Below are 26,737 nucleotides of genomic sequence, written 5' to 3'. Positions count from 1 at the left end.
CGCAATCCGGGGTTGGCTCAGCGATCGGGATTCCCGGATTTGGCTTCGCTCCATCGGGGCTACGGGAGCTGAACACATGGCGGCACCGCATCCGGGGACTAGGTCGCGCCGACACAACGCCCTATAACCCCGCGTGAGAACCACGCGAGGATAAACATGTCTGAAGCTCAAATCACGGACTGGCTGGCGTCGCAGCGGCAGGCGATGATCGATCTGCTGCGCGACGTCGTGAACATCGATTCCGGGTCCTATGACAAGGTAGGCGTCGATGCGGTCGGTGCGCGGTTCGAGCGGCATTTTGCCGAGCATGGCATTCCGTTCCGGCGCGAGAGCGACGCCACCTTCGGCGACGCGATCCACGCCGAGGTGGCAAAGCCCGGCAGCAACGAGAAGCCGGTGCTGTTGATGGGGCATCGCGACACCGTGTTCGGCAAGGGCGAGGCCGGGCGCCGTCCGTTCACGATCAAAGACAACCGCGCCTATGGTCCCGGCGTGGCCGACATGAAGTCCGGCGTCGTCATGAACATCTTCGTGGCAACCGCTTTCCACAAATTCGGCGGCTCACCGCATCCGATCAAGCTGCTGATCACCTCGGACGAAGAGATCGGCTCGCCCTCCTCGCGTCCCGTGATCGAGCGCGAAGGGCGCGCCGCGCGCGCCGTGTTCAATTCCGAGCCGGGCCGCCCCACGGGCAATGTCGTGACGGGGCGCAAGGGCGGCATCTTCATGCACATGTCCATCACCGGCAAAGCGGCGCATTCCGGCGCCAACTTCGCCGCGGGCGTCAGTGCGATCGGCGAGCTCGCGCACAAGATCGTCAAAATCCATGCGCTGACGGATCTCGACAAGGGCATCACGCTCAATGTCGGCCTCGTCTCGGGCGGGCAGTCCGTCAACACGACGGCGCCTTACGCCGAGGGCCAGATCGACCTGCGCTATGTCGATCCGGCGGATCGTGCGAGGGTGATGGGCGCGATCGAGACAATCGTTGCGACGTCCTATGTGCCGGGCACCAGTGCGACGCTGACGATCAAGGGCGAGTTCGTGCCGGTGGTGCAGAGCGCGGATTCGAAGGCGCTGTTCGAAGGCTATCAGGCCGCTGCAAAGAAGGTCGGCCTCACCACGCTCCAGGGCGAGTTCTCCGGCGGCTGCGCCGATTCCGGCTTCACCGCCGCCGTGGGCACGCCGACCATCTGCGGCCTCGGCCCCGTCGGCGGGCTCGCGCACACGCCGGAGGAGTATCTCGAGATCGACAGCATCGTGCCGCGCGCACAGGCGCTGGCGCTGGCGATTTTGCGGGGGTGAATGCAGGTGCTGTAGGGTAGGCAAAGCGAAGCGTGCCCACGACTTCGGTCATTACGGAAAGATCGTGGGCACGGCGCAAGGGCGCCTTTGCCCACCCTACGACTTCCCGAGGCTCACGAATAACTCGGTGCGTCCGGCTTACGAAAAATGTGGATGGGATCGCCTGGCACGATCGGCTGGCCGCTGAACATTGCGTACGCATAGAGCGCGAGATAGGCGATCGCGAGCGCGCCGATGGCGTAGAAGGCGATAGTCGCGACGCGCTTCATCGTTCCGCTCCGTTGCCGTCCCGGCGGGAAGGCTCAGGCGCGCTTCTAGAGCGATGACGGGGAAAAGGCCAGCCTGCGGGCTGGCGGTCAAACGCCGCGCCGGCTGTGCGTGGGAACGCTGACTTCCGCGAGCCTGGCCGCGTCTTCGTCCTGATCGACCGCAACGTACTGGCCGTGCCAATAGGCCAGCGCGGCGTTGCGGGTCGAATTCCTGATGTCCCTGACACGGCCGATGACGATGCCGTGCGAGTGGCGTTCGACGATCTCCTCGACCTCGCAATCGACGGCGGACAAGGCACCAACCAGCAGCGGAACGCCCGAGACTGACGTCACCCATTGGCTGCCTGCAAAGCGATCGGCGCCCTTCAGGCCGCCCTTGCCGGCAAAACGCTCGGCAACATCGAGCTGGTCGGCTGCAAGCATGTTCACCCCGAAGGCGCCGTAACGCTTGATCAGCGGGAACGAGGAGGCATCGCGGTTGATGCTGACCAGCAGCGTGGGCGGATCGACCGACAGCGAGGTTACCGATGTCACCGTCATGCCGGTGATGTCCTTGCCCCGCCCGGCCGTGATGACGCTGACGCCGCCGGTGAGGTGGCGCATGGCGCCGCGGAAATCGGCGGGCAAGACGGGGATTTCAGTCATGAGATCGCGAGGCACTACATTCATGGCATGGTCCCCGAAGCGGGGTTCCCTTATTTAGGTACGATCTTCCGCCGACAAAAGGTGGCTCAGGATCGAGCCCTCGAGGGCGGCAAGCTCGGCCGAGCCACGTTCGCGCGGCCGGGCGGTGTTAACCATGACATCATGGGCAATCCGGCCCTCGTCGATCACGAGCACCCGGTCGGCCAGCGCGACCGCTTCGGCGACGTCGTGGGTCACCAGGATCGCGGTAAAGCCCTGGTCGCGCCAGACGCGCTCCAGCAGGCGCTGCATCGAGATGCGGGTCAGCGCGTCCAGCGCGCCGAGCGGCTCGTCGAAGGCCAGCACGCGCGGATGGGAAACCAGCGCGCGGGCGAGCGCGACGCGCTGCTTCTGGCCGCCCGACAGCACCGAAGGCCACTGGTCGCGCTTGTCGGTCAGACCGACTTCCGTCAGCGTTTTTTCGGCACGTGCATGCGCGTCGCCGGATGAACGATCGCGGCCAAGACCGACCTCGACATTGGAGAGCACGCGGGCCCAGGGCAGCAGCCGTGGCTCCTGGAACATCACGCGGATGTCTTCAGGCTGGACCGCCGCATCGCCGAAGCTGATACTGCCTGCGTCGATCTTTTCGAGGCCCGCGATGAGACGCAGCAGCGTGCTCTTGCCGCAACCGCTCTTGCCGACGATGGCGACGAACTGGCCGGCGGGGATGTGCAGGTCGATGCCGCGCAGCACCTCGTTGTCGCCGTATGATTTGCGCAGGCCCCGGATGGTCAGTGGCAAGCCGCTGACATGCACCGGACGCTCCTCGCGCGCCACGCGAGCCTGCGGCGCGAAATTGGCGTGGCTGGCGAGCTCGGTTTCGGGAAGGGACGTACGAAGCGCTGTCTGCATGTGATTCCCAGTATTTCTGCTCAACGTTTCTGGAAGGCGGGGTGCCAGGAGAGCGTCAAGCGCTCCAGCACACGGGAGGCACTGTCGGCGAGCTTGCCGAGCAGCGCGTAGATCAGGATCGAGAGCACGACGACGTCGATCAGCATGAACTCGCGCGCCTGCATCGCCATGTAGCCGAGGCCAGAGGACGCCGCGATGGTTTCGGCGACGATCAAGGTCAACCACATGATGCCGAGCGCAAAGCGGATGCCGACGAAGATCGACGGCAGCGCGCCCGGGAAGATCACGCGGCGGAACAGTTCTCCATCGCTCATGCCGTAGATGCGGCCCATCTCGATCAGCTGCGGATCGACGGTGCGGATGCCGTGCAGCGTGTTGAGATAGATCGGGAAGAACACGCCGAGCGCCACCAGAAACAGCTTTGCGCTCTCATCGATGCCGAACCACAGGATCACCAGCGGGATCAGCGCCAGATGCGGCACGTTGCGCACCATCTGCAGCGTCGTGTCGGTGAGCTTTGCCGAGAGCTGCGACAGGCCGTTGGCGAGACCGAAGGCGAAGCCGATGCTGCCGCCGATCAGGAAGCCGATCGAGGCGCGCCAGAACGAGACCCAGATGTTGCGGATGAGCTCGCCGGAAAGCAGCAGCTTCCAGCCGGCGAGCGCGACATCGCTCGGCGCCGGCAGCACGCGCGTCGGCACGAAGCCGGTGACGCTTGCGACCTGCCAGACCGCGATGATGCCGAGCGGCACGATCCACTGGACCAGTCCGTCGACGCGCGGCAGGCGGAAGCTGCGCGGGAAGGAGATGCTGTCGATGAGGCTCATGATTGCGACACTCGATGCTGCGGACGGTAATCGCTGCCAACCGTCTCACCGAAGGGGCCACCGTTGAAGTGCAGCCTGGTCACGTTGGAGGGCTGCTCCAGCGAGAGCAGCGGGAACACCAGCTCGGCGAAGCGATAGGCTTCCTCCAGATGCGGGTAGCCCGACATGATGAAAGTATCGATGCCGATGTCCTGGTATTCCTTGATGCGCTCCGCGACGGTCTGAGCGTCGCCGACCAGCGCGGTGCCGGCACCACCACGCACGAGGCCAACGCCGGCCCACAGGTTCGGCGCGATCTCGAGCTTGTCGCGCTGGCCGCCATGAAGCTGAGCCATGCGCTGCTGGCCAACCGAGTCCATACGGGCAAAATTCTTCTGCGCCGTCGCAATGGTGTCGTCGCTGACATGCTTGATCAGCTCGTTCGCCGCGCGCCAGGCCTCTTCGTTGGTCTCGCGGACGATCACGTGAAGGCGGATACCGAAGGAGAGCTTTCGGCCACGCGCGCTCGCGACCTCCCTCACCTTCGCGATCTTCTCGGCAACCAGAGCCGGCGGTTCGCCCCAGGTGAGATATTTGTCGACGGCGTCGACGGCAACGTCGATGCCAGCGTCCGAGGAGCCGCCGAAATAGAGGGGCGGGCGCGGCGACTGCACCGGCGGGAACAGCAGCTTGCTGCCCTCGACGCGGATATGCTTGCCCTCGACATCGACGGTCTTGCCGGCGAGCAGGTCGCTATAGACGCTGAGGAACTCGCGGGTGACCTCATAGCGCTCGTCATGCCCAAGGAAGATGCCGTCGCCCTTGTTCTCGACGGGATCGCCGCCGGTGACGACGTTGATGAGGAGACGCCCGTTGGTGATGCGGTCGAGCGTCGCAGTCATGCGCGCGGCAACGCTCGGCGATTGCAGGCCGGGGCGGACCGCCACGAGATAGCGCAGCCGCTCGGTGAACGGCGCGACTGAGGAGGCGACGATCCAGGAATCCTCGCAGGATCGCCCGGTCGGCAGCAGCACGCCGAAATAGCCGAGCTGATCGGCGGCCTGCGCGACCTGGCGCAGATAGTTGAAGTTGACCTCGCGGCCGCCGATGCCGGTGCCGAGATAGCGGCCGTCACCGTGGGTCGGCAGGAACCAGAGGATGTTGGCGTTGGATTGTTGACTCATGTACCGGGCCTCCGCGCCACGTCGGAAATCTTGATTGCCTTGGGGATCAGGTTGAGCGCGAAGAACGCGTCGGCAACCTGCTGCTGGTCGGCGATCACGGCATCGGTCAGCGGCTTGATGCCGTAGGACTGCCGCTTCAGCGCCACCTCGACCACCGGGACCGACAGTCCGATCGCCGGCGCGAGTTGCTCGGCCACCGCATGGATGTCGCCCTTGGCCCAATCGTCGACCGAGCTAAGCTCGGCGAGCACGGCGTCGACGATCTTCGGATTGGCTTCGCGGAATTTTTTCGAGGAGAAATAGAACTGGTAGTTGGCCACGATGCCGGTGCCATCAGTGAGCGTGCGCGCGCCGGTGGCGGCTTCGGCCGCGGCCTGGAACGGATCCCAGATCACCCAGGCATCGACCGCGCCGCGCTCGAAGGCGGCGCGTGCATCGGCCGGCGCCAAAAACACCGGCTCGATCTCTGAATATTTGACGCCCGCCTTCTCCAGCGCCTTGACCAGAAGATAGTGGACGTTGGAGCCCTTGTTCAGCGCGACCTTCTTGCCCCTGAGGTCGGCGACCGATTTCAGCGGGCTGTCCTTCGGCACCAGGATCGCCTCGCCCTTCGGCGCCGGCGGCTCATAGGCGACATATTGGATCGGCGCGCCGGCGGCCTGCGCGAAGATCGGCGGGGCTTCGCCGGTGTTGCCGAAATCGATCGCGCCGACATTGAGCGCTTCGAGCAGCGGCGGACCGGAGGGGAATTCGGTCCACACCACCTTGTAGCCGTCGGCAGCTAATTTCGGCTCCAGCGTGCCCTTACTCTTGAGCAGAACCAGCTTGCCGTATTTCTGGTAGCCGATGCGGACCACCTTGTCCTGGCCATAGGAGGTGCCGACCGCGGCAGCGACGATGCCGATCGAGAGGACGATGGCCGCGATCACGCGCTGAATGATACGCCTCATGTTCAGACCTTTTGAATTGGGAAGGTTGGTGGGCACGATCAGGTCGCCGCACTGCGCCAAACGATGTCGCGGATCACGACGGGCTTCGGGATCAGGCCGAGCTTGTAGAAGCGGTCGGCGACGCCCTGCTGGGTCGTGACGATGTCGTCGGTGACGGGGCCGATCACGAAGTTCGAGCGGTTGGCGGCGACGGTCTGGATGTCCAGCGGGACGCCGGTGATCGCGGCCAGCGATCTGGCAACCTCGTCGCGGTGCTGCTCGGCCCATTTGCCGGTCGCGGTCGTCACGTCGACGATCTGTTGCAGGATGGCGCCGTGGTTCTTGGCGAAATCGCGGTTGGCGATGTAGAAGGAATTGGTCTTGGTGACCTCGCGCGAATTGATCAGGATGCGGCCGTTCTGCTTGGTCTCGCCGATCGCGAAATAGGGATCCCAGATCGCCCAGGCCTCGATGCTGCCATTGGCAAAGGCGGGGCCGGCGTCCGGCGGCGCCAGATAGACCGGCGTGATGTCGGCGTAGGTGAGACCGGCCTTCTCCAGCGTCTGCACCACGACGTTGTGGGCGCTGGACCCCTTGGTGAAGCCGATACGCTTGCCCTTCAGATCGGCGATGGAGCGGATCGGCGAATCCTTCGGCACCAAAATGCCCTGGCCGTTGGTGATGGGCTGGCCGGCGGCGTAAACGATCGCGGCGCCCGCGGCCTGGGCGAACACCGGCGGGGAATCACCGACCGCGCCATAATCGATGCTGCCGACGTTCATCGCCTCCATCATCGGCGGGCCCGAGGAGAACTCGACCCATTTCACCTCGATGCCTTGCGGGGTGAAATGTTTTTCCAAGGTAGCCTGCTGGCGCGTGATGACCAGCACGCCGGTCTTCTGGTAGCCGATACGAATTTCCTTCAGCGCACCTTGCGCGTTCGCGCGCGAGGCAAAGGCCGCTGCGGCAGCGGTTCCAACGGACAGTTTCAGAAAATCGCGACGTTGCATTCCACACTCCGGGCCGCGCGCGGCCATCGTCATTCACGTTTGGGGAATGATGGTGCGGGTCGGCGGAGCTGTCGAGACAGGCGGAAAAATAGCGATGCGCGCACTGCGCTTGCGACAAGCGCATGATTAATCTTTCAAGCGGCGGAGCGAATGAAGATGGAATTTTTCTGCACGCGAATGTGAGAGCTGCGCGGATTTGGCCCAACGCTCCGGGGGCCCGAACATGAAATGTGAAAACAACCCCATGCACAGTAGCCGGGGCCGTGCGAAATCAACGACTTACGTATTATCCGAAATGCGTTTGACGCGTCGGGCAAAACAGGGGTAGGATGGCATCATGGCGGACTGGGAGCTGGCGTGACGCGACGCGCCTTCCACCTCCGCTGTCATTCCCCGCCACCGGGTCTCGCCTTCGGAGAGCCCGATGACAGGCTCCGGCGGGGAATCCAGTATTCCAGAGACGCCACACGTTCCACACGGCTGACGCGGCGTACTGGATCGCCCGGTCAAGCCGGGCGACGACACCGCCTTTGTGGCGGTGGCGCGCCTTGTAAACTAATGCAGCCATGTCACCGGCAGATTCTGCAACCCCCTGAACGCCCAGCCGCCGATCCGCACGGGCTCGTCATCGGCGATCTCGAGCTGCTTGGCCCGCGAAAACACCGTCGGCAGCGCGACGTCGGCGATCATGGCGCGCGAGGCGAAGGCGCCGGCGCAGAAATGCGGGCCGGCGCCGAAGGCAACGCTCTTGGCCGTATCACGCCGCACGTCGAATTGGTCGGCGCGCTCAAAATGCTTTTCGTCGCGGTTGGCGGAGCCGAACATCAGGAACACGCGCTCGTCGGTTTCGAAGGAGACGTCGCGGATGCTCCACGGCTTTGCGATCCGCCGCGGCGACATGCCGATCGGCGATATCCAGCGCGCATACTCCTCGAACGCCGCGAGCCACGTCACCTCGCCCTTGCGCACGAGATCGAGCTGGTCGGGATGGGAGAGCAGCGCCCACACCGTACCAGCGATCGCCTTGCGCGGCTCGTTCTGGCCGCCCGAGATCGCAAGTTTGACATTTGCGCGCACCCTTTCCATCGGCATGCCGGAGGCGAGCAGCACGCCCAAAATGCTCTGGTCCGGATGCTTGCGCATCACCGGCAGGATGTCGTCGATCGCGGCATCGATGCCTGATGTCGCCGCGTGACAGCGTGCCTCGACCTCAGGATCGCCGCCGTAATTGGCGATGCCCTCGATCATGCCCTGCGACCACGCATCCATGTCGCCGAAGCCGATATTGGTGAGGCCGGTGATCGACTTCAGGCACTCACCGGAAAACGGCAGCGCGAAGTCGCGCATGAAATCGATGCGGCCAGATTCTACGCAATCGAGAATGCGGTCGGCATGGGCCTGGAATAGCGCGGTCCAGTGCGCCTTCACCGTCTTCGGCGACACCGTCGGAAACATCGCGCGGCGCTCGATCTGATGCGCCTCGCCGTCCTTGCGCATCATGTTGTGGCCCATCAGCCGGTTCATCAGGCCGGCGGGCTGGTGCGAGGAGAACACGTCGATCTGCTTCTCCGAGATCGAGATGTCGTCGCGGCTTGCCAGCAGCGTCGAGCCGAGCTGCGGCACGAAGGCGATCGGCGCTTCTTTCCGCAGCTTCGCGAGCATCGGATAGGGGTCCGCCCAGAACGCGGCAGGGTCGATGTCGATGCGCGGCGCGGTGCTCAAGCGCGGTCTCCCCTGGATTCTCGTATGCTTCAGGGCAGACTAGCGAAATCAGGCGCCGGCGTCTGTCCCTAGCGATAGGGACAAGCGAGGGTCCTGTAGGGGGTGCTGATTCAGACTAGCCGATAGCGAACCCGAGCGGCCCCTTCAGCCCTCCCCAAACAACGCGAGAAAGTTCGGCTGGCCGTTGGACGCGGCCAAGCCGCCGTCAACGGGCAGGATCACGCCGTTGACGAAACCGGCGTCATCGCTGGCCAGGAACGCGATCACGGCCGCCACCTCGTCCGGTGTTGCGGGCCGGCCCATCGGCAGGCGCCCCCGGAAAATCGACATGACGGCCTCACTCTTCTGCAGCTCCGCCGTCGCATCCGTGGTGGTCAGGCTGGGGGCAACGGCGTTCACCCGGACGCCGCGGGCTGCAAACTCCAGGGCAAGGGATCGCGTCAGGTTCGAAACCGCGCCTTTGGCCGCGTTGTACCCGCTCCCGCCCCAGTCACCGCCGAGGCCCGAGGCGGACGACACATTGACGATCGAGCCCCTGGTTTTCAGAAGGTGTGGCAGCGCCTCGCGGGTACCGAAGTAGACGCCGTCCAGGTCGGTCGCCAGCTGGCGCCGCCAGTCGGCGGTGGTCAGCTCTGCGAACGGGCCAAAGATTGCGAACCCGGCGTTGTTGACCAGCACGTCGAGGCGACCGAAGCGGACGACGGTGTCTTCCACGAGCCGCTTGATGTACGCCTCGTCCGACACGTCCCCGGCGTGGATGAGCGATTTCGCCGCGTCGATGCCCGCGATCGTGTCGCGCAGCTTTTGTTCGCGGCGTCCGTTCAGCACGACCGTTGCACCCTCGCGCAGGAACCGCCTGGCCGTGGCCGCCCCGATACCCGTCCCCGCCCCGGTGACGATGACGACCTTGTTTTCAAAACGCTTCATGATTCACTCCGATATGTTGCTCGGGATTACCGTCGGTGGCGACAGAGCACCCGCCGTCTTCACAAAATTAAAGTCAGAAGATCCAGTCGACCAACAACTCGCCGCCGGAGACCTCGAGCACCGTGCCGGTGACGTAGGGGTTGGTCATGAGGAACACGGCCGCGTGCCCGACGTCGGCGGCCGTCCCGAGCCGCCGGGCCGGGAAGTTAGCGCGGACCTTGGCACGGATTTCCTCCACGTCTGCCGGAGGCAGCACGTCCCAGAAATCGGTATCGATGAATCCGGGTCGGATCGTGTTGACGCGGATCGGGGCCAACTCCAGGGCGAGCGATTGCGACAGGGATTCGACAGCCGCGAACGTTGACGTGACCGCGGCCAAGCCGAGCTTCGCCCGGGCCCCGGCGCCGCCCGTAAGGAAGGTCATCGAGCCGCCGGCCAGCAGGTGCGGGGCGGCATGACGAGCGCAGGCCCAGGTGCCCAGGAACTTGCCCTCCAGATAGCTGCGGACGCCGCGCATGTCGGGGTCCATGAACGATCCCCAGGATCCGAGCGCCGGTCCGGCGGTGACGACGAGGTGGTCAAAGGGGCCGATGGCCTCGAATGCGGCTTGCACGGCCGCCTCGTCGCTGATGTCCAGAACGACTTGGTCAAACGCCGCCAGCTCCGGATGCTCCTCGGCCGAGACATTGCGTCTGCTCGCGACCGTGACGGCCGCGCCCGTGGCGTGGGCAGCTTGGGCGACCCCGAGGCCGATCGCTTTTTTGCCGCCGCCGACGACGACGCGCTTGCCGGTGAGGTCGAACGACGGTGCCAACGGACGTGCTTGTTGGAATGCGGGATTGCTCATGACTAATGTTCTTTCATTTTAAGAGGAAAGCCGGCGCGCGTGCGCTTCGACGCGAAGGTCAGTTGTTATCCGGTTCGACTGGGGGTGAAGGCTGATGACGGTCAGGCTTGGGCGCGATTGCCCTCCTCCGCCGCGCGAGCCAAGGCTTCCACCCACTCCTGGTGGTAGCGATACAGGAGGCCGGGATTTTTGCGTCCGACCATCTCCAAGAAAAAGGGACCCTGCTGGGTCTCTTCGGTGAGGACGTGGCAGCCCTGCGCCGTCGGAGTGATGACCCAGCCGTGGTAGGCGGTGGAGCCCGTGTCGTCACCGTCGACCGTGGTTGCCCATGCGAGCCTTTTGCCAGGGACGCATTCGGTGACTTCAAGGCTCATCGGATAGCCCGCAGTCACACGGGTGAGCTTGGTACCGAGGGCAAGTTCCCGCTCACCGCCGAGAATTCTCACTTGGTTCTCAGGGGTGAAGTGACGGTGCCAGTTCTCGGCATCGACAAGCAGCTTCCAGACCGTCTGGGCGGGCGCTTCAACGTCGATATCGTTCAGCCCGTAGATCGCCGAGATCTTGGGGTGGAACTGATGAGGCCAGATAACGTGGTCGTACATGCGTCAGCGCTCCTTCTTGAAGAGAATTGGAAGAATTTCTGCGCTCAACTGCTGTTGCGCACCTGAAACAGCGCGGCTTCTTCCGACCGCCCGCCGAGGTTAGGCAGCCCGGAGTGGAGCCGTTCGACGATCCTGCCGACTACTTCCAGACCTGATGAGATGCACGCTGTTGATCGGATATTGCCGAGCGACGGCTGTGCGATGAGGTCCATCTCAGCTGGGCCGCTCTGCGAGGTCAGCGAACACCAGCGCCTGGCGCCATCCCGCAGGGCTTGTCTTCATGGCCTGCCGAAATGTGTCGGCCATCGCCTCCGCCATCCACGCCGATTCCAGCCCACCGAGATCCACCGCGCCTAGTCCTATGTCCGCCGCCAGCGCGGCGGCCACCGTCTTTGCCTCAGCGTCGTCGCCGGCGAGAAACACCTGTGCCCCGGACGCGCTCAGCCGCTCGGGATTCTCCCTCAGCAACCGCATCACCACGGTGTTAAAGGCTTTCACCACACGCGCCCTCGGTGCGGCTGCCTGGAGCTGCTCGGCGAAGCTTGGTCCCTGGGGACGCGGTGAGGCGTAGCCGCCGCCCGGACCGGGCTCGCGGTTGTTCGGGTCGATTACGATCTTCCCCGCGAGCATGTCGGGGTCGGCGGGCATCACGCCGCGCGGCGTCCACAACACGACCTCACCGAATGCCGCGGCCTGTTCCTGCGTCGTCGCCCGCGCACCGGCGAGGCCCGTCGCCGCCTCCGTCGCGCGGACCGGGTCGCGCGACCCGAAGGCCACCTCGTGACCGGCGCGCGCCCAGATGGTCCCCAAGGTGCGCCCCACTGCTCCGATACCCACGATGCCGATGCGCATAACGCTCTCCCGCTTCTGATGCCCGCAAGGTAAGGCGCGGGGTCGTGCGGGGTAGTACAAACAGTGTTGCGGCAGAACCAACCTGATGTATTGAATGGGCATGGACACGCTACGCGCCGCCGTCGTCGTTCTCCGCGTCGCCGAGGCCGGCTCCTTCGCCGGGGCGGCGCGCCTGCTCGGGGTGACCTCGGCCGCCGTCGCCCGCCTCGTGGGCCGCTTCGAGGCCGCGCATGGGGCGCGCCTGTTCCGTCGTTCGACCCGAGCGCTCTCCCTCACACCCGACGGTGAGCGCTTCCTCGCCGAAGTCCGAGGCCCCGCCCTCGCGCTCGCGGCGGCGGCCAGCCGTCTCGGCGCACCGGTCGGGATCGCGGGCACGGTGCGCGTGACCGCCGCCGCCTCGCTTGCCCCTACCCTGCTGGGCGCCCTGGCATCGCTTCTCGAGCGTTACCCGGCGCTGCGCGTGGAGCTTGCCCTCGACGATCACATCGCCGACCTCGGCGGCGGGCGTTGGGATCTCGCGGTGCGGATCGCACCCCGGATCGCCGACGCCAGCGTCCTCTCCCGGCGCCTTGCACCGTTGCCGCTCCTGACTCTCGCGGCCCCTGCCTACCTCGCCAGGCATGGCGTGCCACAGACGCCCGACGACCTCGCGCAGCATCGGCTGATCGGCGTGCGTCTTCCGGCGACGGGGCGCATGATGCCCTGGCTGTTTCGCGCGCCCGGCGGCACACGCCGTTTTCAACCCGACTTCGCACTCGTCGTGGACGGATCAAACGCCATGCGCGCAGCGGCGGCGCTCGGAGCCGGGATCGCGCAGGCCGGCTCGGAGAGCACGGCCGCGCTCATCGCCTCCGGCAGTCTCGTGACGGTGCTCGACGCCCACGCGCCGCCTCCCTGGGCCGTGTGGATGCTGCGCGCCCGGGGGCCCGCAGGACCGGCGCTCGCCGCAGTCATGGAGGCGTTTGTTGCGGCGTTTCGTCAGAAGGGGAAATGATGACGAGCAGGGCAGCCCTCGCCTGCATGCGAGACGGCGATATGCTGATCGTTTGAAAGTTGGATCGCCTAAAGCGCGATGAGATCGGGATGAATCGTCATCGCGCTTTAGGTTGTTGTTCACGCATGATCTCTTCGGAAAACCGCTTCGCACTTTTCCGGATCATGCTCCAGGCCGATAGTTGCCGCATCTTATTGCGACGGCCACGACTCAGTCCGATTGAGCCGGGTTAAGTGCACCGTCACCGCAGTCTCTTCACGGTCTTCGGCGACACCGTCGGAAACATCGCGCGCCGGTCGATTTGATGCGCCTCGCCGTCCTTGCGCATCATGTTGTGGCCCATCAGCCGGTTCATCAGGCCGGCCGGCTGGTGCGAGGAGAACACGTCGATCTGCTTCTCGGAGATCGAGATGTCGTCGCGGCAGCTCAACAACGTCGAGCCGAGCTGCGGCACGAAGGCGATCGGAGCCTCCTTGCGCAGCTTTGCGAGCAAAGGATAGGGGTCGGCCCAGAACGCGGCAGGGTCGATGCGCGGCGCGGTGCTCAAGGCGGTCTCCCCTGGATTCTTGTGTGCTTCAGGGCAGACTAGCGCACGACGGTGCCGGCGTCTGTCCCTAGCAATAGGGACAGACGCGCGCTGGGCGCGTGTTCATGAGCGGCCTCGTCACCTGCTCTTCGGCCTGATGGCGTCGACAGTTCCCTGGATGAAGGCCTGGAGCTTCGCGATGTCGCCTTCCTTCAGCTTGCCGCTGAAATCAGGCATGCCCTGGTCGCGGAATGGACCGTGGAAGACGATATTCCTCAGATTGGTAATCACATCAGTGCCGACGTAGCCGAGATTGACGATGTTGCCGCCGCGGTCGACGCCGGGCACACCGTGGCAGGCTATGCAGGCCGCCGTGACGTAGATGTCCGCGCCTTCCCTGATATCCTTCGGATCGTACTTCACGCCCTGCAGCAGAGCTTCGGTCTGATACTTGACGAACTCCGGCAGCTTCGCCGTGCCGCCGAGCGCGTATGTATAGATCGTTCCCGGGTTCTGGTACTCGGTCGCGCGATGGGCGAGGCCGTAGGAGCCGCCCCAGCCGACCGCGATCGAGATGTATTGCTTGTCATCGACCATGTAGGTTGCTGCAGCCGCCACCGCGCCGGTACCGGTCGAGATGTCCCACAGCCTGGTTCCTGTTGCTGCATCATAAGCGACGAAGCGACCATCCGCCGTCCCCTGGAAAACCAGATTGCCGGCCGTGGTCAGCGTACCGCCGTTCCACGGCGACACGTGCTCGACGCGCCAGACTTCCTTTTGATGCACCGGATCCCAGGCGAGCAGACGTCCGAACGGGGTCGACTTCGGAGACGGGTTGAAAGCAAAACCGAGATTCGCGCCCAATATGCCGCCAACCTTGCCTGGCGCGGCGGCATTCTGCTTGAACGACTTTTCCGGCGTCAGATTGACCGGCAAGTGCTGCGCCGGAATGTAGACGAGGCCGGTCTGGGGATTGAACGACATCGGCTGCCAGTTGTGAGCTCCGTCTGGTCCGGGAATGGACTCGTAGGGCTCTTCGCCGCGCGCAGCCGGCAGCTCGATCGGCCGTCCGTTGGCGTCGTATCCCGTCGCCCAATTCACATCGACGAAGTTCTTGGCCGAGATAAACTTGCCGTTGGTGCGATCGATGACGAAGAAGAAGCCGTTTTTCGGCGCGTGCAGGATCACCTTGCGCAGCACACCGTCGATCTCGATGTCGGCCAGAATCATCGGCTGGGTGGATGTATAGTCCCAATTGTCACCGGGCGTCTCCTGATAGTGCCAGATATACTTGCCTGTGTCGGCGTTGAGCGCGACGATAGAGGCGAGATAAAGATTGTCGCCACCCGACGGACTGCGAAGCTTGCGATTCCAGGGACCGCCGTTTCCGGTGCCGACATAGACCATGTTCAGATCGGGATCGAACGTGATCGTGTCCCACGGCGTGCCACCGCCGCCGTTGATCCAATATTTGCCCGAGGGATCCCAGGTCTTCGCCGCGGCTGCCATCGAAGCGTCCTCGAATGGCTTCGATGGATCGCCGGGCACGGTGAACCAGCGCCAGAGCTGGTTGCCCGTCTCGCTGTCGTACGCCGTGATGTATCCGCGGGCGCCGTATTCGGCACCGCTCTGGCCGATCACGACCTTGCCCTTGAAGACACGAGGCGCGCCGGTGATCGTGTAGGAATGCTCGTGATCGATCAGTGTGTCCTTGTCCCAGACCCTGACCCCGGTCGCGGCATCGAGCGCGATCAGGCGTCCGTCATAGGCGGCGACGAACACCTTGCCCTTGTAAAGGGCGAGGCCACGGCTGACGGCGTCGCAACAACCCCGATAGCCCTTTGACCGGTCAACACCGGGATCGAACGACCAGATTTTTTTCCCGGTCCGCGCGTCGATGGCATGGACCACGCTCCAGGGCGCCGATTGGTACATGATGCCATCGACGACGAGGGGAGTCGCCTCGATCCCGCGCGATGATTCAAGATTGTAACTCCAGACCAGCCCGAGCTTCCCGACATTGTCGGTGTTGATCTGATTGAGCTTGCTGAACCGCGTTTCGGCGTAGTCGAGGCCGACGGTCGGCCAATCCCAGGATGACTTCGTATTTGCCTTGATGAAGTCGCTGTCGACTCGCGAGATATTCGCCTTGATGCTATCAGGCTTCGCGTCGGTCCCGGTCTGCGCCCATGCGCTGGAAGGGAGGGAAAGACTTAGGAGGGAAAGAGCGAGACTGATCTTACGGAGGGCAATCTTGACCCGGTCGCCCGGTGTTCTTTCAGGCCGTTGGCACTCTGCGCTGGATCGTTCCATGCCTCACCCTCCTCCGCGCACGTCGAGATCAAGATGCGCGCGCATGCTTCAGTTGATATGAAGCGTCAAACCTCCCTCGACGGTGCTACTGAAGTATTTCAGTCTTGGCTTGCCCGATTGCAGCTGTAAGCAAGCGTCTCACGCCAAACGCAAAGGCGCCGCATCTATCAGCGCAGCAAATTGCGGGACGACTTGATTTTTCTCCTTCTCCTCGGTTGCAGAACGAGGACGAAGGACTGAATTACTGCGCCTCGGCGATCTTCGGTCCCGACGGCAGCATCTGCGCGTTGGCCGCCAAGGGCCGCTTCGACGGCGATGCCGGGTTCGGCAATCGGAACGCGGCGTCGGCCGGCGCTCCCTGAAATGGTCGACTTGCAGCGGTTGCCGGCAGCACGATGACTTTCGCTCCGACCTTAACCCGCTCGTAGAGGTCTGAGACGTCGTCATTGGTCAGCCGGATACAGCCGGACGAAACCTTCTTCCCGATCGTGTCAGGGTTGTTGGTGCCGTGAATGCGATATTCGGTCTCGCCCAGATACATCGCGCGGGCACCGAGTGGGTTGCCGGGCCCGCCGGCCATGAACCGCGGCAGATAAGGCTGACGCCCGATCATCTCGACAGGCGGATGCCAATCCGGCCATTCTGCCTTGCGAGCCACCGTCTGCTCACCGGACCACGTAAAACCTTCGCGGCCGACACCGATGCCGTAGCGCAGCGCTTGCCTGTCGTTCAGGACGAGATAGAGGAATGTGTTCTTGGTATCGATGATCACGGTGCCGGGCGTCTGGCGGCTGGCGTAGTCAACCACCTGCCGGACCAATGCGCCGGGGACGTCAGCGTCGGCTTTTGGCGGCTCGACCAGCGGCGCCGGGGCGGGAATCGGAGCTGGAGCTGGCGCTGCTGCATGAACCGGAGGTGCCACGTAAACCGGAGTTGACGACGCCTGGGCTTGGACTTGGGCTTGGGGCGCGGACGGCTTTTTTGTTGGTTGCACGCTCGCCGGCTGAGAGAGCAAACCATATCCCGCTACGGCGACGGCCACGGCGCCAAGTGCAACTCTCGCGGCCATTGGGACTGCGAGCGTCTCTGCCTTTTTGCCGCGTTTGGATCGCTTGCTCATATCGTTCCCCAGGTCACCACGTCTGGAAGAGTTACCCAGCAAAATTTAAGAAACTTCGAAGCGATTTCGCTCAGACTGGAACCGTGTGTCGTGGTTAACGTCGAGCGCTTGTTCGGCAACAGCAAATCGGGGGAAAAACTGAGAATTACTCAACGTGGGCAAATTGCCGCCCGCTCGGCATCACTAAGCGGGCTTCGATAAGACGGGCTGAATTCACCGTCCTCGAATGAGCATTTCATAGGATCGCTGGATCGCAATCAGCTTGAGCCCAAGCCGAGCATCATGATCGAGTGTGCCGGCCACGAAACCGTGTCCTGCGCCAATTCTGGTGCAGGTGCCAAGGTAGGTAACGACTTTTAACGCGTCGCTATCGAGCGTTCCCTTGACGACTCTTTCGACACGAGCATTCATCAAGGCCAATGGAGTACGGTCCGGAGAGCTAATGTCGGCTTCCCTGCCGACGATCGTCACCTCGACGATTACTGGTGCGTCGACTTCTTCGGGAATATGGTCAAAGAGCACACCTCTTTGCGAACCCGCCACCGCGCAGGCCTCGGCCCTGTCAAATGCAAGACAGCCCACAATCAAGCAAACCGCGCAAAGCACGATCGTCTTCCATATACGCACATTCGTACGCTGATCGATGGTCATCGCATCACAATGCCAAGTGTTTCCAAGGTCTGCAATGGGCGACAAGCGGCCGCTTAATATCAAGGACCGCCACCGGCTGTGAACGGATCCCAGACTTCAACTCGATCGAAGAAAGGATCAGACTATTTTTCCTGCAAGGCCATGCGAACGCCGAGACCCAGGTAGATTGCCCCGATGACGCGGCCCTGCCAACGGCCGATGCTGCGATGACGGGTGAGCCAGCCGGCGACCTGCCCGGCGGCAAGAGCGATCAACGCGGTGTAGATCGCGCTCATGATGACGAAGACGAGACCAAGAACCGCAAGCTGGGCGACGACGGAGCCTCGCTCGGAATGCACAAACTGCGGGAGAAAGGCCAGGAAAAAGAGCGCCGTCTTCGGGTTGAGCAGTTCGGCCAGGACGGCCTGCCGAAAGGCGAGCCCCGCGTCTACCAGACGGGACTGCGTCAGCTTGATATCCTCGCCTCGTTCCATCAGCGCGCGGATGCCAAGATAAATGAGATAGGCAGCGCCGGCATATTTCACCAGGCTGAAGGCAAGAGCCGAAGTCATCAGCACTGCCGACAATCCGAGCGTCGCCATCGCGGTGTGGAGCAGGTCGCCGGTCGCGATGCCGAGGCCAGTGGCAATTCCAACCCGATACCCGCCGACGGACGAGCGCGCGAGCACCAGGAGAACGGCGGGGCCTGGAATGAGGAAGAGACCGAGCACCACCGCGATGTAGGTCAGCAAGGTGTCGAAATGGATCATGGCAAGTTCCGATCTGGCTGTGGATGACCAGGAGCGAGCCAGACGGGATCTCCCAATGCAAGTCCTGAATGGACGAATTGTAGAGACCCTAAGCCTCAATCGCCGCCGAGCATTAGAAAGACGCGGGTGTGTAGCTATTTTCCTCTCTCGGAAGCAGATATCGCGAACTTTGTGTCCCCTCAGTTCAGGACGTTCGGTCCTGCCAGCAACCGCAGCACGATCGCGAACAATTCGTTCTGCGATGAAATTCCGAGCCGGTCATAGGCGCGCTTGCGGTAGGTCAGGGTCGAGTGAAGGCTGATGCCGAGCGCTTGCGAGATCGCTTCGGAGCTGAGACCGAGCAGGATATGGCGGCAGACCTCCTGCTCGCGCGGTGACAGCGCGGAGAGCGGGGCGCGCGTTGCGAACAACGCGGCGAGGTTCTGGTCGGGCGTCGCCGCCTGCTGGAAATGGCGCGCGACGCTGGCGCTGATCGCAGGCGCGATGGTCTGGAGCCGCGCGCGCTCGGCATCGCCGAAGCGGCCCTGGGACGTGATGCGGTAGAAGTTGACATAGAAGCAGGTGTCGCCGGTCCAGATCGCGGTGGCGCATTTGTCGACGATGTCGGAGTCGTTGAAGAAGATTTTCCGGTAGCGCGCGCCGTACATGCGCGGCGCGAACGACGGCAGCATGATCGGCGCGCTGCTCTCGGCTTCGAACAGCGCATCGCGGTTCGGATCGGATTCGTGGAATTGCCCTGCATAGGCGGCGCCGAGATCGGCGCCGGTCGGGATGTTGCCCGCATCGAGCAGGCATTGCGTCGCGCCTGCGCGCGTCAACGCGAACACCATGCAATGGCCGACGCCGGCCTGCCGGCGCAGCGTGTCGATGAGGATGTTTGGGAAATCCGGGCGGCCGATGGCGAGCACCGCGGGCGCGACGTCGGCGGCCGCTGGATTTGAGACCATGCTGTGGGGCCGCATTGGTTCCTCCGCTGAGTATCTTTTGGCGGAGGATATCAGCCGCGGGATTTTAGTGAAAGTCGGCGACGCCGCCTCATGCCGCCTCTGGGTCCCGGCTCTGCGCAGCATCGCTACGCGCTGCAGCGCGTCCGGGACACGCCCAAACTGGTCGTCTCGTGCCCCGGACGCAGCGCAGCGCCACTTCGGCGGTGCGCTGCTGAGTCGGGGCCCATGCCAGATACGGAGCGTTAGCCCGCCGCCGCCTTCGCCGGCGCGACGCTGACGGCGAGCTTGCCGTAGCGGTCCGTAAACGCCTCGGTGTCGATCTCTTCCAGCTTGATCTCGCCACTCATGACGCCCTGCTTCCAGGCCAACTGCGCCGGATCGTTCTGGAACTCCGGCATCACCTCGCGGCCGAACAGCTCGAGCGATTCGCAAATGTGCTCGTGGCTGTTCTTGCCCGCTTGGTTCAGCAGGATGACCTGGTCGATGTGCGAGCTCTGGAATCGCTTCAGCTTCTTGCGGATCGTCTCGGGCGAGCCGATCAGGCCGCCGCGCAGCGCCGCTTCCTGCGCCTCCGGATTGTCGCGCTTCCACTTGTTGTACTCGTCCCACATGTTGATGGTGTAGGGCGCGGGGCGCTGGCGGTTCTGCGAAGCGCCGTAGAAGCGCAGCGCGAACTGGAAGAAGGTGGCGCCGTCGGCGCGGGCGCGTGCCTCTTCGTCGGTCTTGGCGCACATGAAGAACGACACCAGCGCCATGTTCGGGTTGATCTCGTAATCGGCAAGCTTGCTCAGCCGCTTGGTCATCGCGTTGTAATATGCGTGCACCCAGGCGTGCGCGGCATCCGCGCTGACGAACTGGAAGCCGAGCGCGCCAAAGCCGTGACGGCCGGCGCGTTCGATGGTCGGCAGCTGCGAGCAGGCCATCCACAGCGGCGGATGCGGTTTTTGCACCGGCTTCGGCACGACATTGCGCAAGGGGATGTCGAAATACTTGCCGTGATGCTCGGAGCCGGCGTCCTTGAACATCGGGAAGATCGCAGCCACGGCCTCCTCGAACACCTCCTTCTTGGTCTCCATGTCGCGGCCGAACGGCGTCAGCTCGGTGATCGAGGCGCTCTCGCCCATGCCGAACTCGCAGCGGCCGTTGCTGAGCAGGTCGAGCACCGCGACGCGCTCGGCAACGCGCGCCGGATGGTTGGTCGTGAGCTGGAGAATGCCGTGGCCGAGGCGGATGTTTTTCGTGCGCTGGCTCGCCGCGGCGAGGAAGGATTCCGGCGAGGGCGAGTGGGAATATTCCTCGAGGAAATGATGCTCGACGACCCAGGCGTGGTCGTAGCCGAGACTGTCGGCGAGCTCCATCTGCGAGAGCGCGTTCTGGTAGAGGGCGAGCTCGTCGCCGGCCACCCAGGGCCGTGGCAGTTGCAGCTCATAGAAGATGCCGAACTTCATGGCGTCGCTCTCCCGCTTATTCTTGTTGCGCTCATCTTAATGAGCGAAGCGGCGCTGTCTACGGAGCAGCAATTCCGCTGCGCGGGAGAATTGAATATTCTGCGCTGCGCTGTGTCCTAGCGGCCGCGCTCTCTCTCGATGACCTCACCCTCCTTGTGATCGTCGTCGGGACCGTTGAAATCGCCGGCATGGTTGTCACCACCGTCTGGTCCATCGCCGTTGTGATTGACGCCATCCCCGATCTCGGGCGGAACGTCGCTGTTCTGCTTGGCCTCCAGCGCAGCTTGCAATTCTGCGCCGAGGTTCAAGGCGTCATTTTCGATGAGCGGGGGGAGTGGAGGCTCAATATTCACGCCGTGTTCTGCATCCAAACCGTGTTCCGCCTGAAACTCTGCCCATAGCGCCTTGATGTCCACCAAGGCCCCGGCTCCGACAACGCTCATCGCCTTTTGTTCTCGCGACGATAGTGATCTTTCCTCCGAAAGCTTCGTGAAGCCATCATAGATGGCCGTCTGGTCCTTGATCGAAAGATACGAGAGCACTATGCTGGCAACCTCCGGGAGCGACGAATTCACAAATTCGAGCATTTCCCCCATCGCTTCTTCCGTTTCCGTCTTCGGCATTGCTTCTTCCTTTCGATGGCTCTTGCGATTGCTGTCGGGCTAGTGGACCGTCCGGCCGGGCCTGCGCAGCGGATAGGAGAGGCCGCGCGGACACGCCGTGTCGATCGCGCGTGTTACGGCATAGCCGGGTTGACCATCTTGATGATTTCGGGCTTCAGCACGCAGTACATGCCGCGGTCGCCCCATTCCACCAGCTTGGTGGTCTCAAGCCGCGGCATCATGATCGCGGCCGTCCGGTCATGGTAGTCGGTGCCGTTTTCGTCGTCGTCGAACACCAGCGAATTGAACTCGAACTTCACGCCGTATGCGGGCTGCGGTCCGGGTTTGGTCGGAACGCGGAACAGCATTTGTGCGGTGAACTCCATCGCGGCATGCTGGGCCGGCGCCTCGCCCGCGACCTGAAGCGTCCAGGACGCGTTTTGTCCGTCGCTGGTGATGCTCCGGTTATTGATGCCGATGTCGGGTATGCTCCGCGACACGCTGTGTCCAAACGTCACCGACCCGCCGATGGTCGCGGTCGGATCGGCACCGAAGAAGCCACCGCTCGCCGAGAACGACTCGCTCATCGACGTGGTGTACGACGTCGACCCCTGCGTGGTGTCGGGCGTGACCGCGACGAGCTCCGTCGACGGAGCGATCAACCCATCGGTACCAACCAGACGGCAGTCGTAGTTGTACTCGCGCAGCTTGAACGTGCCGTCCACGGACGTGAACAGGATGCTGTCGATTTCGACCAGGTAGTAGGAGTACCAGGCGTCGTCGGCCGATTTCCCGGTGACGGCCCATGACTGGATGGCGTGCTGGTACCGGCTGCCACCGCCCATGCCCCAACCACCCGGCAGCGTTTGATGGATGAGTGAATTGACGTGGGCAAAGTTCTTGTAGAGCTGAGAGGTATCTACCATGTGCGGTCTCCCTATTTAACCCAAGGTAGTACTTGATCATCATTATCAACTTAAAGAAGTGAAGCAGTTCACATCCGACGTAAAATCTTCATCAATACCTGAACGGCCTACGTCCCGATCCGAGTCCGCAGGTGACCTTTAAGCGACGTGCCGCCAGACGGCTGCAATTCGACCTATTGATCCAGATCAACGCGTCAGCCGGCCTTCTGCATCAAAAGTGCATCAAGGCAACGGCCCGGATGCCGTCCCGATTCCCATACCAGTTCAAAGAGACCGAATATGTCGGCCCCTGACGACACGATGTCGCGCGTGCGCCGTAAGCGCATGGAGATTTTTGCGTTCCTGTTCCTGACCGCGGTCGTGATGCCCGTCCTCGCGGTCGGAACGGTCGGCTCCTACGGGCTCGGCGTCTGGATCTACCAGATGTTCGCGGGACCACCGGGCCCACCACCCTCCCCGCATTGATCCCCGACAGCGAAAGACAGGCATCATGGCCCACACCAGACTCAACCGCCGTGCATTGATCACCGGACGGGTGCTCAGCACCGACCGCGTCATCTCGCCTCCCGGCTGCGAAATCGCCAGCATCATCGTGCAGGCGCGCCGCGAGCGCCTCGACGCGCTGGAAGCCGCGATATCAGCCCTTCCCGGCTGCGAGATTCACGCCCGCGACGCGCGCGGCAAGCTCGTGGTCGTGACCGAAGCGCCTGACGCCGGCAGCCTCGGCACCATGCTCAACACCATCCAGTCGCTGCCGGATGTCTATTCCGCGGCGCTGGTCTTCCACGCCATCGAAACCGCCTGACGCCGGAGAGCCATCATGACATCGCCAAAGCTCGACCGCCGCCAGATGCTGAAGCTCGAGGCCGCCGCCATCGCGATGGCCGCCGCGGGCATGCCGGCTCCGGCGCTTGCCGCCAATCTCGTCACCGAGCGCGATACGTCCGAACTGAAATGGGACAAGGCCGCCTGCCGCTTCTGCGGCACCGGCTGCTCGGTGATGGTCGCAACCAAGGACAACCGCGTTGTCGCCACCCATGGCGACATCAAGGCCGAGGTCAATCGCGGCCTCAACTGCGTCAAGGGCTACTTCCTCTCCAAGATCATGTACGGCCACGACCGCCTGACGCAACCGATGCTGCGCAAGACAGGCGGCAAGTACGACAAGAACGGCGAGTTTACACCCGTGTCCTGGACCGAAGCCTTCGACATCATGGAGGTGAAGTGGAAGGAAGCCTTCAAGAAGCGCGGGCCGAACGGCGTCGCCATGTTCGGCTCCGGCCAGTGGACGATCTGGGAAGGCTATGCAGCGTCAAAACTGTTCAAGGCCGGCTTCCGCACCAACAACATCGACCCCAATGCGCGGCACTGCATGGCCTCGGCGGTTGCCGGCATGATGCGCACCTTCGGCATCGACGAGCCGGCCGGCTGCTATGACGATATCGAGGCCACCGATGCCTTCGTGCTGTGGGGCTCCAACATGGCGGAGATGCATCCGATTCTGTGGACGCGGCTGGCCGACCGCCGGCTGTCCGCGCCGCATGTCCGCGTCGCCGTGCTCTCCACCTTCGAGCACCGCTCGTTCGACCTCGCCGATATCGGCATGGTGTTTAAGCCGCAGACCGATCTCTACATCCTCAACGCCATCGCCCATCACATCATCAAGACCGGCCGCGTCAACAAGGATTTTGTTGCTGCGCATACGATCTTCAGGCGCGGCCAGACCGACATCGGTTACGGGCTGCGGCCCGAGCATCCGCTCCAGAAGAAAGCAACCGGTGCGGCGAAGGCCAACGACTCCACCGAGATGAGCTATGACGAATATGCCAACTTTGTCTCGGAGTACACGCTGGAGAAGGCGGCCGAGATGTCCGGCGTGCCGCTCAACCGGCTGGAGGCGCTCGCCGAACTCTACGCCGATCCCAAAACAAAAGTGGTCTCGTTCTGGACCATGGGTTTCAACCAGCACACCCGCGGCGTCTGGTGCAACAACCTCGTCTACAACATTCATCTTCTGACCGGAAAGATCTCCTCGCCCGGCAACAGCCCGTTCTCGCTGACCGGCCAGCCCTCGGCCTGCGGCACCGCGCGCGAGGTCGGCACCTTCTCGCATCGCCTCCCCGCCGACATGGTCGTGACCAACAAGGAACATCGCGACCACGCCGAGCACCTCTGGCTGCTGCCCGAGGGCACCATTCCCGACAAGCCCGGCGCGCACGCCGTGCTGCAAAGCCGGATGCTGAAGGACGGCCTGATCAACGCCTATTGGGTGCAGGTCAACAACAACCTCCAGGCCGGTCCCAACGTCAACGAGGAGACCTATCCCGGCTTCCGCAACCCCGACAATTTCATCGTGGTCTCGGATGCCTATCCGTCGGTGACGGCGCTGGCCGCGGACCTGATCCTGCCGACGGCGATGTGGGTGGAGAAGGAAGGCGCCTACGGCAATGCCGAGCGGCGCACGCAGTTCTGGCACCAGCTGGTCAAGGCGCCGGGCGAGGCGCAGTCCGACCTGTGGCAGCTCATGGAATTTTCAAAACGCTTCAAGATCGAGGAAGTGTGGCCGGAGGAGCTGATTGCGAAGCAGCCGGAGGTTCGCGGCAAGACGCTGTTCGACGTGCTCTACCGGAACGGCCAGGTCGACAAGTTTCCTGTTGCGGAGATCGAGGAAGGCTATTCGAACGAGGAATCCAAGGCGTTCGGCTTCTACGTGCAGAAGGGGCTGTTCGAGGAATACGCCTCGTTCGGCCGCGGCCATGGCCACGACCTCGCGCCGTTCGAGAGCTATCACCGTGAACGCGGGCTGCGCTGGCCCGTCGTCAACGGCCAAGAGACAAAGTGGCGTTTCCGTGAGGGCAGCGATCCCTACGTCAAGCAGGGCACGGACGTGCAGTTCTACGGCTATCCTGATGGCAAGGCGCGCATCTTCGCCCTGCCGTTCGAGCCCGCGGCGGAATCGCCCGACACTGACTATCCGTTCTGGCTCTCGACCGGCCGCGTGCTGGAGCACTGGCATTCCGGCACCATGACGCGCCGCGTGCCCGAGCTCTACAAGGCGTTCCCCGAGGCCGTCTGCTTCATGCATCCCGACGACGCGTCGGAAGCCAAGATCCGGCGCGGTGACGAGGTCAAGGTGGAGTCCCGCCGCGGCTTCATCCGTGCCCGCGTCGAGACGCGCGGCCGCGACCGGCCGCCGCGTGGCCTGGTGTTCGTGCCGTGGTTCGACGAATCCAAGCTGATCAACAAGGTGACGCTCGACGCCACCGATCCGATCTCGCTGCAGACCGACTACAAGAAATGCGCCGTGCGCATCGAGCGGGTGAACCTGTCATGATGAAACGATTTGCAATCGCCCTGCTGGCAGTCGCGATCGCCGCAGGCGCAACCTCGCTGACCGCGCAGACCGTCAATTCAGGCTTGCGCGGCCCGACCCCGCTCAATGACGAAGGCCCCGCGCCGCCGATGCTGCCGAACCGCAATACGTCGGAACGGGAGTCGCGCAACTATCCGGAGCAGCCGCCTGTCATCCCGCACACGATCGACGGCTACCAGATCGACCTCAACGGCAACAAGTGCCTGTCCTGCCACGCGCGGGCGCGCACGGCGGAATCGCAGGCGCCGATGGTCTCGATCACGCATTTCATGGATCGCGACGGCCAGTTCCTGGCCTCGATCTCGCCGCGACGCTTCTTCTGCACGGAATGCCACGTGCCGCAGAACACTGCGACGCCGCCCGTGAGCAACGATTTTACCGACATCGACACGCTGCTGTCGCGCGCAAGTCCGGGTGGCCGGCGATGACGACGGCTGCTGACGAGCCAAAAGCGAAGCGTAGCTTTATCCTGCGCTGCTGGGATTTCGCGCGCGAGCTCTGGCAGGTGCTGATCCGGCCGAGCTCGGTGTTCGGGCTCGGCGTGCTGGTTCTGGCGGGCTTCGCGGCCGGCGTGATCTTCTGGGGCGGCTTCAACACCGCGCTGGAATTGACCAACACTGAAAAGTTCTGCACCGGCTGTCACGAGATGCGCGAAAACGTCTTCGCCGAGCTGAAGTCGACCATCCACTTCACCAACCGCTCCGGCGTGCGCGCGACCTGCCCGGACTGCCACGTGCCACACAACTGGACCGACAAGATCGCGCGCAAGATGCAGGCCTCCAAGGAGGTCTGGGGCAAGATCTTCGGCACGATCGACACGCGGGAAAAATTCCAGGATCATCGCCTAGAACTGGCGGCGCATGAATGGGCCCGCTTCAAGGCCAATGATTCGCTGGAATGCCGCAACTGCCACAGCGCCGATTCCATGGACATCACAAAGCAGTCGCCGCGGGCTTCGGTGGCGCACCAGCGCTTCCTGTTCACCAAGGAAAAGACCTGCATCGACTGCCACAAGGGCATCGCCCACCATTTGCCCGACATGCGCGGCGTTCCCGGATGGCAATAGGGCCGCAGGCAATCGGATTTGCCCCGGCTT

28 protein-coding genes and 1 pseudogene are annotated in these 26,737 nt (G+C 63.7%); 7 read left to right on the top strand and 22 right to left on the bottom strand.

What is annotated here, in order from left to right; all coding sequences use genetic code 11:
- The first annotated feature begins 156 nt into the window (after nucleotides 1-156).
- Nucleotides 157-1,305 carry a M20 family metallopeptidase gene (locus tag B5V03_RS36915; protein ID WP_129275319.1) on the top strand — a complete coding sequence of 383 codons (1,149 nt, stop codon included), beginning with the start codon at nucleotides 157-159 and terminating at the stop codon, nucleotides 1,303-1,305.
- A gap of 113 nt (nucleotides 1,306-1,418) precedes the next feature.
- On the opposite strand, the gene B5V03_RS41870 is transcribed toward B5V03_RS36915, so the two are convergent.
- The 13 genes from B5V03_RS41870 to B5V03_RS36860 all read right to left on the bottom strand — a co-directional run bounded on the left by B5V03_RS41870 (nucleotide 1,419) and on the right by B5V03_RS36860 (nucleotide 11,992).
- Nucleotides 1,419-1,574, bottom strand: a complete 156-nt coding sequence (locus B5V03_RS41870; protein ID WP_164988526.1) for a hypothetical protein — start codon at nucleotides 1,572-1,574, stop codon at nucleotides 1,419-1,421.
- 87 nt (nucleotides 1,575-1,661) lie between these two features.
- The gene (locus B5V03_RS36910; protein ID WP_129275318.1) at nucleotides 1,662-2,243 is read right to left on the bottom strand and encodes a flavin reductase family protein; all 582 of its coding nucleotides are present in this window, start codon (nucleotides 2,241-2,243) and stop codon (nucleotides 1,662-1,664) included.
- Between the two features lie 30 nt (nucleotides 2,244-2,273).
- On the bottom strand, nucleotides 2,274-3,113 hold the full coding sequence (locus B5V03_RS36905) for an ATP-binding cassette domain-containing protein (RefSeq protein WP_129275317.1): 840 nt from the start codon (nucleotides 3,111-3,113) through the stop codon (nucleotides 2,274-2,276).
- A 20-nt stretch (nucleotides 3,114-3,133) separates the two neighbouring features.
- Nucleotides 3,134-3,940 (bottom strand): aliphatic sulfonate ABC transporter permease SsuC, encoded by an 807-nt coding sequence (gene ssuC / locus B5V03_RS36900; RefSeq protein ID WP_129275316.1) that lies wholly within the window; start codon nucleotides 3,938-3,940, stop codon nucleotides 3,134-3,136.
- Nucleotides 3,937-5,103, bottom strand: coding sequence for an FMNH2-dependent alkanesulfonate monooxygenase (gene ssuD / locus B5V03_RS36895; RefSeq protein ID WP_129275315.1), 1,167 nt, complete (start codon nucleotides 5,101-5,103; stop codon nucleotides 3,937-3,939). The genes ssuC and ssuD overlap by 4 nt, the downstream gene beginning before the upstream one ends.
- On the bottom strand, nucleotides 5,100-6,053 hold the full coding sequence (locus B5V03_RS36890; RefSeq protein WP_129275314.1) for a sulfonate ABC transporter substrate-binding protein: 954 nt from the start codon (nucleotides 6,051-6,053) through the stop codon (nucleotides 5,100-5,102). Before B5V03_RS36890 ends, ssuD begins: the two co-directional genes overlap by 4 nt.
- A 38-nt stretch (nucleotides 6,054-6,091) precedes the next feature.
- Nucleotides 6,092-7,042 carry a sulfonate ABC transporter substrate-binding protein gene (locus B5V03_RS36885; protein ID WP_129275313.1) on the bottom strand — a complete coding sequence of 317 codons (951 nt, stop codon included), beginning with the start codon at nucleotides 7,040-7,042 and terminating at the stop codon, nucleotides 6,092-6,094.
- 555 nt (nucleotides 7,043-7,597) lie between these two features.
- Nucleotides 7,598-8,764, bottom strand: a complete 1,167-nt coding sequence (locus B5V03_RS36880; protein ID WP_129275312.1) for a cytochrome P450 — start codon at nucleotides 8,762-8,764, stop codon at nucleotides 7,598-7,600.
- A 144-nt stretch (nucleotides 8,765-8,908) separates the two neighbouring features.
- On the bottom strand, nucleotides 8,909-9,691 hold the full coding sequence (locus B5V03_RS36875; RefSeq protein ID WP_129275311.1) for an SDR family NAD(P)-dependent oxidoreductase: 783 nt from the start codon (nucleotides 9,689-9,691) through the stop codon (nucleotides 8,909-8,911).
- Nucleotides 9,692-9,764: 73 nt separating this feature from the next.
- Nucleotides 9,765-10,538: an SDR family oxidoreductase gene (locus B5V03_RS36870; protein ID WP_129275310.1), complete on the bottom strand. Its 774-nt coding sequence runs from the start codon at nucleotides 10,536-10,538 to the stop codon at nucleotides 9,765-9,767.
- A gap of 101 nt (nucleotides 10,539-10,639) precedes the next feature.
- Nucleotides 10,640-11,140: an SRPBCC domain-containing protein gene (locus B5V03_RS36865; RefSeq protein WP_129275309.1), complete on the bottom strand. Its 501-nt coding sequence runs from the start codon at nucleotides 11,138-11,140 to the stop codon at nucleotides 10,640-10,642.
- A gap of 44 nt (nucleotides 11,141-11,184) precedes the next feature.
- Nucleotides 11,185-11,352 carry a hypothetical protein gene (locus tag B5V03_RS41865; RefSeq protein ID WP_164988525.1) on the bottom strand — a complete coding sequence of 56 codons (168 nt, stop codon included), beginning with the start codon at nucleotides 11,350-11,352 and terminating at the stop codon, nucleotides 11,185-11,187.
- A 1-nt stretch (nucleotide 11,353) separates the two neighbouring features.
- Complete coding sequence (locus B5V03_RS36860; protein WP_164988524.1) at nucleotides 11,354-11,992, bottom strand: NADPH-dependent F420 reductase; 639 nt, start codon at nucleotides 11,990-11,992, stop codon at nucleotides 11,354-11,356.
- Between the two features lie 94 nt (nucleotides 11,993-12,086).
- On the opposite strand from B5V03_RS36860, the gene B5V03_RS36855 reads away from it, so the two are divergent.
- The gene (locus tag B5V03_RS36855; RefSeq protein ID WP_129275307.1) at nucleotides 12,087-12,986 is read left to right on the top strand and encodes a LysR family transcriptional regulator; all 900 of its coding nucleotides are present in this window, start codon (nucleotides 12,087-12,089) and stop codon (nucleotides 12,984-12,986) included.
- 253 nt (nucleotides 12,987-13,239) lie between these two features.
- Here the strand turns inward: B5V03_RS36855 and B5V03_RS36850 are convergent.
- From B5V03_RS36850 to B5V03_RS36810, 9 genes and pseudogenes are all read right to left on the bottom strand, one after another.
- Nucleotides 13,240-13,533 (bottom strand): annotated as a pseudogene (locus B5V03_RS36850) (cytochrome P450); the annotation flags it as partial.
- 117 nt (nucleotides 13,534-13,650) lie between these two features.
- Nucleotides 13,651-15,825 carry a PQQ-dependent dehydrogenase, methanol/ethanol family gene (locus tag B5V03_RS36845; RefSeq protein ID WP_129275306.1) on the bottom strand — a complete coding sequence of 725 codons (2,175 nt, stop codon included), beginning with the start codon at nucleotides 15,823-15,825 and terminating at the stop codon, nucleotides 13,651-13,653.
- Nucleotides 15,826-16,066: 241 nt separating this feature from the next.
- On the bottom strand, nucleotides 16,067-16,945 hold the full coding sequence (locus B5V03_RS36840) for a L,D-transpeptidase (protein ID WP_129275507.1): 879 nt from the start codon (nucleotides 16,943-16,945) through the stop codon (nucleotides 16,067-16,069).
- A gap of 213 nt (nucleotides 16,946-17,158) precedes the next feature.
- Nucleotides 17,159-17,596 carry a hypothetical protein gene (locus B5V03_RS36835; protein ID WP_129275305.1) on the bottom strand — a complete coding sequence of 146 codons (438 nt, stop codon included), beginning with the start codon at nucleotides 17,594-17,596 and terminating at the stop codon, nucleotides 17,159-17,161.
- A gap of 122 nt (nucleotides 17,597-17,718) precedes the next feature.
- Complete coding sequence (locus tag B5V03_RS36830) at nucleotides 17,719-18,345, bottom strand: LysE family translocator (RefSeq protein ID WP_129275304.1); 627 nt, start codon at nucleotides 18,343-18,345, stop codon at nucleotides 17,719-17,721.
- 179 nt (nucleotides 18,346-18,524) lie between these two features.
- Nucleotides 18,525-19,307: a helix-turn-helix transcriptional regulator gene (locus tag B5V03_RS36825; RefSeq protein ID WP_129275303.1), complete on the bottom strand. Its 783-nt coding sequence runs from the start codon at nucleotides 19,305-19,307 to the stop codon at nucleotides 18,525-18,527.
- Nucleotides 19,308-19,534: 227 nt separating this feature from the next.
- Complete coding sequence (locus B5V03_RS36820) at nucleotides 19,535-20,740, bottom strand: LLM class flavin-dependent oxidoreductase (RefSeq protein ID WP_129275302.1); 1,206 nt, start codon at nucleotides 20,738-20,740, stop codon at nucleotides 19,535-19,537.
- Nucleotides 20,741-20,856: 116 nt separating this feature from the next.
- Nucleotides 20,857-21,363, bottom strand: a complete 507-nt coding sequence (locus tag B5V03_RS36815; RefSeq protein ID WP_129275301.1) for a hypothetical protein — start codon at nucleotides 21,361-21,363, stop codon at nucleotides 20,857-20,859.
- Nucleotides 21,364-21,476: 113 nt separating this feature from the next.
- A complete protein-coding gene (locus tag B5V03_RS36810; protein ID WP_129275300.1) occupies nucleotides 21,477-22,268 on the bottom strand; it encodes a hypothetical protein in 792 nt (263 codons plus the stop codon).
- Between the two features lie 279 nt (nucleotides 22,269-22,547).
- On the opposite strand from B5V03_RS36810, the gene napE reads away from it, so the two are divergent.
- The 5 genes from napE to B5V03_RS36785 are packed head-to-tail and all read left to right on the top strand — an operon-like array spanning nucleotide 22,548 to nucleotide 26,707.
- The gene (napE, locus tag B5V03_RS36805; protein WP_129275299.1) at nucleotides 22,548-22,733 is read left to right on the top strand and encodes a periplasmic nitrate reductase, NapE protein; all 186 of its coding nucleotides are present in this window, start codon (nucleotides 22,548-22,550) and stop codon (nucleotides 22,731-22,733) included.
- A 25-nt stretch (nucleotides 22,734-22,758) separates the two neighbouring features.
- Nucleotides 22,759-23,073, top strand: a complete 315-nt coding sequence (locus tag B5V03_RS36800; RefSeq protein ID WP_129275298.1) for a chaperone NapD — start codon at nucleotides 22,759-22,761, stop codon at nucleotides 23,071-23,073.
- A 15-nt stretch (nucleotides 23,074-23,088) separates the two neighbouring features.
- On the top strand, nucleotides 23,089-25,602 hold the full coding sequence (napA, locus tag B5V03_RS36795) for a nitrate reductase catalytic subunit NapA (protein ID WP_129275297.1): 2,514 nt from the start codon (nucleotides 23,089-23,091) through the stop codon (nucleotides 25,600-25,602).
- On the top strand, nucleotides 25,599-26,069 hold the full coding sequence (locus tag B5V03_RS36790) for a nitrate reductase cytochrome c-type subunit (protein WP_164988523.1): 471 nt from the start codon (nucleotides 25,599-25,601) through the stop codon (nucleotides 26,067-26,069). The genes napA and B5V03_RS36790 overlap by 4 nt, the downstream gene beginning before the upstream one ends.
- The gene (locus B5V03_RS36785) at nucleotides 26,066-26,707 is read left to right on the top strand and encodes a NapC/NirT family cytochrome c (protein ID WP_129275295.1); all 642 of its coding nucleotides are present in this window, start codon (nucleotides 26,066-26,068) and stop codon (nucleotides 26,705-26,707) included. Before B5V03_RS36790 ends, B5V03_RS36785 begins: the two co-directional genes overlap by 4 nt.
- The last annotated feature ends 30 nt before the right edge of the window (nucleotides 26,708-26,737 follow it).

It is taken from the genome of Bradyrhizobium betae (genome assembly GCF_004123905.1).
In the GTDB taxonomy this organism is placed as follows: domain Bacteria; phylum Pseudomonadota; class Alphaproteobacteria; order Rhizobiales; family Xanthobacteraceae; genus Bradyrhizobium; species Bradyrhizobium betae_A.
Note: the sequence above shows the minus strand (reverse complement) of the source record. Positions and strands in the feature narration are given on the sequence as shown.

What these genes read in the sequence shown, in the direction of transcription:
- B5V03_RS36915 (WP_129275319.1), top strand. Translation starts at nt 157, where the DNA reads ATGTCTGAAGCTCAAATCACGGACTGGCTGGCGTCGCAGCGGCAGGCG.
- B5V03_RS36785 (WP_129275295.1), top strand. Translation starts at nt 26,066, where the DNA reads ATGACGACGGCTGCTGACGAGCCAAAAGCGAAGCGTAGCTTTATCCTG.
- B5V03_RS41865 (WP_164988525.1), bottom strand. Translation starts at nt 11,352, where the DNA reads ATGGACCTCATCGCACAGCCGTCGCTCGGCAATATCCGATCAACAGCG.
- B5V03_RS36885 (WP_129275313.1), bottom strand. Translation starts at nt 7,042, where the DNA reads ATGCAACGTCGCGATTTTCTGAAACTGTCCGTTGGAACCGCTGCCGCA.
- B5V03_RS36860 (WP_164988524.1), bottom strand. Translation starts at nt 11,992, where the DNA reads ATGCGCATCGGCATCGTGGGTATCGGAGCAGTGGGGCGCACCTTGGGG.
- B5V03_RS36830 (WP_129275304.1), bottom strand. Translation starts at nt 18,345, where the DNA reads ATGATCCATTTCGACACCTTGCTGACCTACATCGCGGTGGTGCTCGGT.
- napA (WP_129275297.1), top strand. Translation starts at nt 23,089, where the DNA reads ATGACATCGCCAAAGCTCGACCGCCGCCAGATGCTGAAGCTCGAGGCC.
- ssuD (WP_129275315.1), bottom strand. Translation starts at nt 5,103, where the DNA reads ATGAGTCAACAATCCAACGCCAACATCCTCTGGTTCCTGCCGACCCAC.
- B5V03_RS36825 (WP_129275303.1), bottom strand. Translation starts at nt 19,307, where the DNA reads ATGCGGCCCCACAGCATGGTCTCAAATCCAGCGGCCGCCGACGTCGCG.
- B5V03_RS36820 (WP_129275302.1), bottom strand. Translation starts at nt 20,740, where the DNA reads ATGAAGTTCGGCATCTTCTATGAGCTGCAACTGCCACGGCCCTGGGTG.
- B5V03_RS36790 (WP_164988523.1), top strand. Translation starts at nt 25,599, where the DNA reads ATGATGAAACGATTTGCAATCGCCCTGCTGGCAGTCGCGATCGCCGCA.
- B5V03_RS36845 (WP_129275306.1), bottom strand. Translation starts at nt 15,825, where the DNA reads ATGGAACGATCCAGCGCAGAGTGCCAACGGCCTGAAAGAACACCGGGC.
- B5V03_RS36815 (WP_129275301.1), bottom strand. Translation starts at nt 21,363, where the DNA reads ATGCCGAAGACGGAAACGGAAGAAGCGATGGGGGAAATGCTCGAATTT.
- B5V03_RS36890 (WP_129275314.1), bottom strand. Translation starts at nt 6,053, where the DNA reads ATGAGGCGTATCATTCAGCGCGTGATCGCGGCCATCGTCCTCTCGATC.
- B5V03_RS36840 (WP_129275507.1), bottom strand. Translation starts at nt 16,945, where the DNA reads ATGAGCAAGCGATCCAAACGCGGCAAAAAGGCAGAGACGCTCGCAGTC.
- B5V03_RS36905 (WP_129275317.1), bottom strand. Translation starts at nt 3,113, where the DNA reads ATGCAGACAGCGCTTCGTACGTCCCTTCCCGAAACCGAGCTCGCCAGC.
- napE (WP_129275299.1), top strand. Translation starts at nt 22,548, where the DNA reads ATGTCGGCCCCTGACGACACGATGTCGCGCGTGCGCCGTAAGCGCATG.
- B5V03_RS36810 (WP_129275300.1), bottom strand. Translation starts at nt 22,268, where the DNA reads ATGGTAGATACCTCTCAGCTCTACAAGAACTTTGCCCACGTCAATTCA.
- B5V03_RS41870 (WP_164988526.1), bottom strand. Translation starts at nt 1,574, where the DNA reads ATGAAGCGCGTCGCGACTATCGCCTTCTACGCCATCGGCGCGCTCGCG.
- B5V03_RS36835 (WP_129275305.1), bottom strand. Translation starts at nt 17,596, where the DNA reads ATGACCATCGATCAGCGTACGAATGTGCGTATATGGAAGACGATCGTG.
- B5V03_RS36855 (WP_129275307.1), top strand. Translation starts at nt 12,087, where the DNA reads ATGGGCATGGACACGCTACGCGCCGCCGTCGTCGTTCTCCGCGTCGCC.
- B5V03_RS36800 (WP_129275298.1), top strand. Translation starts at nt 22,759, where the DNA reads ATGGCCCACACCAGACTCAACCGCCGTGCATTGATCACCGGACGGGTG.
- ssuC (WP_129275316.1), bottom strand. Translation starts at nt 3,940, where the DNA reads ATGAGCCTCATCGACAGCATCTCCTTCCCGCGCAGCTTCCGCCTGCCG.
- B5V03_RS36865 (WP_129275309.1), bottom strand. Translation starts at nt 11,140, where the DNA reads ATGTACGACCACGTTATCTGGCCTCATCAGTTCCACCCCAAGATCTCG.
- B5V03_RS36910 (WP_129275318.1), bottom strand. Translation starts at nt 2,243, where the DNA reads ATGAATGTAGTGCCTCGCGATCTCATGACTGAAATCCCCGTCTTGCCC.
- B5V03_RS36870 (WP_129275310.1), bottom strand. Translation starts at nt 10,538, where the DNA reads ATGAGCAATCCCGCATTCCAACAAGCACGTCCGTTGGCACCGTCGTTC.
- B5V03_RS36875 (WP_129275311.1), bottom strand. Translation starts at nt 9,691, where the DNA reads ATGAAGCGTTTTGAAAACAAGGTCGTCATCGTCACCGGGGCGGGGACG.